6 protein-coding genes and 1 other RNA gene are annotated in these 4,427 nt (G+C 69.0%); 2 read left to right on the forward strand and 5 right to left on the reverse strand.

The window, feature by feature from the left end; genetic code table 11:
- Together GPA_RS09570 and thiC are read right to left on the reverse strand one after the other, a co-directional pair.
- A partial coding sequence (locus GPA_RS09570; RefSeq protein ID WP_197533087.1) for a hydroxyethylthiazole kinase occupies positions 1–322 on the reverse strand: 322 nt, incomplete at its 3' end.
- Positions 323–325: 3 nt separating this feature from the next.
- Complete coding sequence (thiC, locus tag GPA_RS09575) at positions 326–1,666, reverse strand: phosphomethylpyrimidine synthase ThiC (protein ID WP_015539741.1); 1,341 nt, start codon at positions 1,664–1,666, stop codon at positions 326–328.
- 285 nt (positions 1,667–1,951) lie between these two features.
- Between thiC and GPA_RS09580 the strand changes: the two genes are divergently transcribed.
- Complete coding sequence (locus tag GPA_RS09580) at positions 1,952–2,296, forward strand: GIY-YIG nuclease family protein (protein WP_015539742.1); 345 nt, start codon at positions 1,952–1,954, stop codon at positions 2,294–2,296.
- Between the two features lie 37 nt (positions 2,297–2,333).
- Here GPA_RS09580 and GPA_RS09585 read toward each other — a convergent pair whose 3' ends face one another.
- Together GPA_RS09585 and GPA_RS09590 are read right to left on the reverse strand one after the other, a co-directional pair.
- Positions 2,334–2,966, reverse strand: a complete 633-nt coding sequence (locus GPA_RS09585; RefSeq protein WP_015539743.1) for a thiamine diphosphokinase — start codon at positions 2,964–2,966, stop codon at positions 2,334–2,336.
- Positions 2,967–3,485, reverse strand: a complete 519-nt coding sequence (locus GPA_RS09590) for a GNAT family N-acetyltransferase (protein ID WP_015539744.1) — start codon at positions 3,483–3,485, stop codon at positions 2,967–2,969.
- Positions 3,486–3,607: 122 nt separating this feature from the next.
- On the opposite strand from GPA_RS09590, the gene rnpB reads away from it, so the two are divergent.
- Positions 3,608–3,968: RNase P RNA component class A (gene rnpB / locus GPA_RS17050), an RNA gene on the forward strand.
- Between the two features lie 64 nt (positions 3,969–4,032).
- Here rnpB and GPA_RS09595 read toward each other — a convergent pair.
- Positions 4,033–4,427 (reverse strand): ABC transporter ATP-binding protein (locus tag GPA_RS09595; protein WP_156791158.1); only part of this gene is annotated, 395 nt, incomplete at its 5' end.

A 4,427-nucleotide genomic window follows, 5' to 3' on the forward strand; every position in this document is an offset into this window, starting at 1 on the left:
CCACGCGCGTGCGCAGGGCCGACGCGCCCGCGCCCACCGGGTCGAGCACGATGGGATGGCCGAGCTCGCTCGCGCGGGCGCCGGCTGCGAACATGCCCTCGATGGAGCGCTCGTTGAGCGTGCCGATGTTGAGCGTGAGCCCGCCGCAGATGGACGCGATGTCCTCCACGTCGGCGGGCTCGTCGCTCATGATAGGGCTCGCGCCGATGGCCAAAAGCGCGTTCGCGCAGTCGTTCACCGTCACGTAGTTCGTGATGTTGTGCACGAGCGGCGAGCCCGCCCGCACGTTGTCCAGGGCCTTCTTCAAAGCGAATGCCTCCATAGGTTACTCCTTCCCAAGATCGACCGTCAGGCCGTCCATGATCTGATTTACGGTGCGCATGGCGCACATCTGGCCGCACATGGTGCAGGTGCCCTCCGTCGAAGGCGGGGCGCTCTCGAAGTACTCCCGCGCACGCACGGGATCGAGCGCCTCGGCGAACATGCCCTCCCAGTCCACGCGGCGGCGCGCGTCGCTCATGCGGTTGTCGGCATCGCGCGCGCCGGGCACGCCCTTCGCGATGTCGGCCGCATGCGCGGCGATCTTCGTGGCCACGAGGCCCTCGCGCACGTCGGCGGCGTCGGGCAGGCGCAGGTGCTCGGCCGGGGTGACGTAGCACAGGAAGTCCGCGCCCGACGAGGCGGCCACGGCCCCGCCGATGGCGGCCGTGATGTGGTCGTAGCCCGGCGCGATGTCGCAGACGAGCGGCCCGAGCACGTAGAAGGGCGCGTCGTGGCACAGGCGCTTCTCCAGCTTCATGTTGGCGGCGATCTCGTCGAGCGCCATGTGGCCCGGGCCCTCCACCATCACCTGCACGCCCGCGTCCCACGCGCGGCGCGTGAGCTTGCCGATCTCGATGAGCTCGGCGATCTGCCCCGCGTCGGTGGCGTCGTAGGTGGACCCGGGGCGCATGGCGTCGCCCAGGCTGATGGTCACGTCGTGCTCGTGCAGGATGGCCAGCATCTCGTCGTAGAACTCGTAGAAGGGGTTCTCGTTGCCGGTAGCCTCCATCCAGGCGAAGATGAGCGAACCGCCGCGGCTCACGATGTTCGTGAGGCGGCCCGTCTCGCGGAAGCTCTCGATGGTGCGCCGGTTCATGCCGGCGTGGATGGTGACGAAGTCCACGCCGTCCTCGGCGTGCGCGCGCACCACGTCGAGGAAGTCCGCGGCCGTGATGCCGACGAGCGGCTTCTCCAGGTAGCCGATCGCGTCGTACAGGGGCACGGTGCCGATCATGGCCGGCGACTTCTCGATGAGGGCGCGGCGGAACGCGGCCGTCTTGCCGCTGTTCGACAGGTCCATGATGGCCTCGGCGCCGAGCTCGAGCGCCACGTCGACCTTCTTCCACTCCTCGGCCTCGCAGGCGAGGTCGCCCGAGATCCCTAAGTTCACGTTCACCTTCGTGCGCAGGCCGCCGCCCACGCCCTCGGGCGACAGGCTCGCATGGCGGATGTTCGCGGGGATGGCGATGCGCCCGGCCGCCACGCCCTCCCGGATGAACTCGGGGTCGCGCCCCTCCTTCTCGGCCACGATGCGCATGGCCGCCGTGACGGCGCCCGCGCGGGCGTGGTCGATTTGCGTGACGGGTGCAGGATTGCCGCGCGCTGCGGCGCTGATCTGCGTCATAGAGCTCCCTTCGTTGGCATTACCCATGTCAGGTTCCTCGGGTCGAAGCGTGCTTCGGCGCTTCCTCTCAGCCTGCCCGGCCGCTCATGCGGCTTGCAAGCTCCCCGGTATGTCAAGGCCGCCTCGCGGCGGCGCGGCGCCAGGCGGTGCCGCTCGGGCGATTATACCGCCCCGCCCTGCGTTTCGCGCGCCGAATCCGCCGGCGAGCCCTACGAACCGTCGAATTGCACGCAGGCCGAAGATGCCCCACAATGGAGGGAAAACGCGGGGCAGCGAGGAAAATCCATGGACGACGAACGGAAAAGGCAGCTCAAGCAGGCCTACGGCGAGCGCGAGCCCGCCATGGGCGTCCTGGAGATGCGCTGCCTCGCCACGGGCGAGCGGTTCCTCATCGCCTCGCGCGACCCGCGGGCAACCGAGAACGGCCTCGTCGCCCGCTTCGACGGCGGCAACCATCCCAACAAGCGCCTGCAAGCGCTGTGGAGCGAGCACGGCCACGGGGGATTCACGTTCGCCCTCATTGAGGAGCTGGAATACGACGATGCCCGCGAGGACCATGCCGAAGAGCTCCAGGCCCTGCTGGAGCTATGCCTGGAGGAGCATCCGGAAGCGAAGCGCGTCTGGCGGTGACTCGCGCCGCAACGGGGCGCGTCGCCTGCCGGCCGCGTCAGGGCAGCGGGTAGAACACGTACAGCGTCCCTTCCTCCACGGCGATGCGCGCGGGCTTGCCCACGAGCTCGTTGGACACGCCGCGGGACGTGCGGTTCGAAAGGTCCTCGTCGTCCAGCGAGTACAGCATGCCCGTCTCGATGACGCCGCGCGCGCAGTCGTTCGCGGAGAACACGGACACCGTGCCGGACTCCATCAGGGGCAGGTCCATCACGTCGGGGCCGGTGAGCGCGCGCAGGGCGCTGTCGGCGCCCACGGCGGTCACGTAGAACTCCCGCTCGGAGAACTTCGCGAACAGCTGCAGGTTCGCGATGGTGTGGTCGAGCCGCCCGCCCAGGGCCGCGTACACCACGAGGTCGTCGTAGTCCCAGGCCACGGCCTTCTCAAGCGCCAGCTCCATGTCGCTTTTGTCCTTCTTCACCGGAAAGCGCGACACGCGGCGGCACTTGGGGATGTAGCCGAGCGAGTCGAAGTCGCCCACCGCCATGTCGGGCTTCACGCCCAGCTCCTCCAGGTAGGCGAAACCGGCGTCCACGGCAATCACGAACTCGAACATGCCCGCCTCGTGGCGGGCCCTGAAGTCCTCGGCATTGAACTCGGGGGACGCCCCCACGATCGCGCACGTCGCCATCTACCTCGCCCCTTCCGCACGTCCGGCTGCCGGAGCCTGGGCCGCGAGCGCGGCAAGCCGCTCGCCCTCCAACCGGTGCAGCACGAGCGCGTCGACCCGTTCGGCATCCAAGCGCTCGTAGAACGCCAGCCCCGCCTCGTTCGTGTCGCGGCAGTGCCACGAGAGGCGCCGGTAGCCCCGCTCCTCGCAGAGCGCCGCCAGGCGCGCCATGAGCGCCCGGCCCGCACCGGCGCCTCGGTACGCCTCGTCCATGAACAGGTCCTCCAGGTACACGCCGCAGGCTCCCGTCCACACGGAGAACGCGCGACAGAAGATCGCGCACCCCACCACGCCGTCTTCCGGATGCTCGGCGACCAGCGCCTCGCCCGCCCCCTCGTCGAACATGCCCCGCACGATATCCGCAGGCGTGGCGGCCACCGCGCCTTCGCGGCCCATCGAGGCGGCGAGCCCCTGGGTCAGCCTGAGCAGTGCCGGCGCGTCCTCGCGCACGGCGAAGCGTATGGTGAGTTCCTCGTTCATGGTGCTCCTTGCCTCCGCGGGCACACGGCCCGCCCGCCGGCCGCACGCGGCCGGATCGGTTTTTCGCGCTGCTTCGCTTTTCGCGGGCGCGCGCTGCTTTCGGTTTGCTAGAATACCATATGCGAGCGGGCCAGACGATCGCGCACCTCGGTGTGAGGAAAGTCCGGGCTCCACAGGGCAGGATGCCAGCTAACGGCTGGGCGGGGCGACCCGACGGATTAGTGCCACAGAAAAGGAAACTCCCCCGCGAACACGCGCTTCGGCGCGCGGCAACGGGAGAAAAGCTGAAACGGTGCGGTAAGAGCGCACCAGCGCGCCGGCAACGGCGCGGCTTGGAAAACCCCATCCGGAGCAAGCGCAAATAGGAACGCGACACGGTGGCCCGCCGTACGTTCGGGTTGCGTGCTTGAGGCGTCTGGCGACAGGCGTTCGAGATAAATGGTCGTCCAACGACAGAACCCGGCTTATCGGCCCGCTCGCGCCTTCCCTTTCATACAGCAACCTTTTCGAGAATTCCCAACTGCCGAGAGCGGGCGGTCAGCAGCGGCTACGCGGGGAACAGCGTGTACGCGATGCCCTCTGCGGCGGCGTGCGGGCGGATGCTCACGCCGAAAGCCCGCTCGATGGCGCCGGTTTCCAGCACCTCTTCCACCGTGCCGGCCGCGGAGGCTCGCCCGCACTCCATGACGAGCAAACGGTCGGAGTAGCGCAGCGCCAAATCGAGGTCGTGGATGACCATGACGACGGTCTTGCCCGCCTCGACGTTCAGGCGGCGCACGAGCTCCATCGTCTCATGGCAGGCGCGGATGTCCAGGTAGGTGGTGGGCTCGTCGAGCACGATGAGGTCGGTGTCCTGCGCCAGCGTCATGGCGATGAACGCGCGCTGGCGCTCGCCGCCCGACAGCCGGCGCAGCTCGCAGTCGCGGAACCGCGCGACGCTCG

The organism is Gordonibacter pamelaeae 7-10-1-b, assembly GCF_000210055.1.
Taxonomy (GTDB): Bacteria; Actinomycetota; Coriobacteriia; order Coriobacteriales; family Eggerthellaceae; genus Gordonibacter; species Gordonibacter pamelaeae.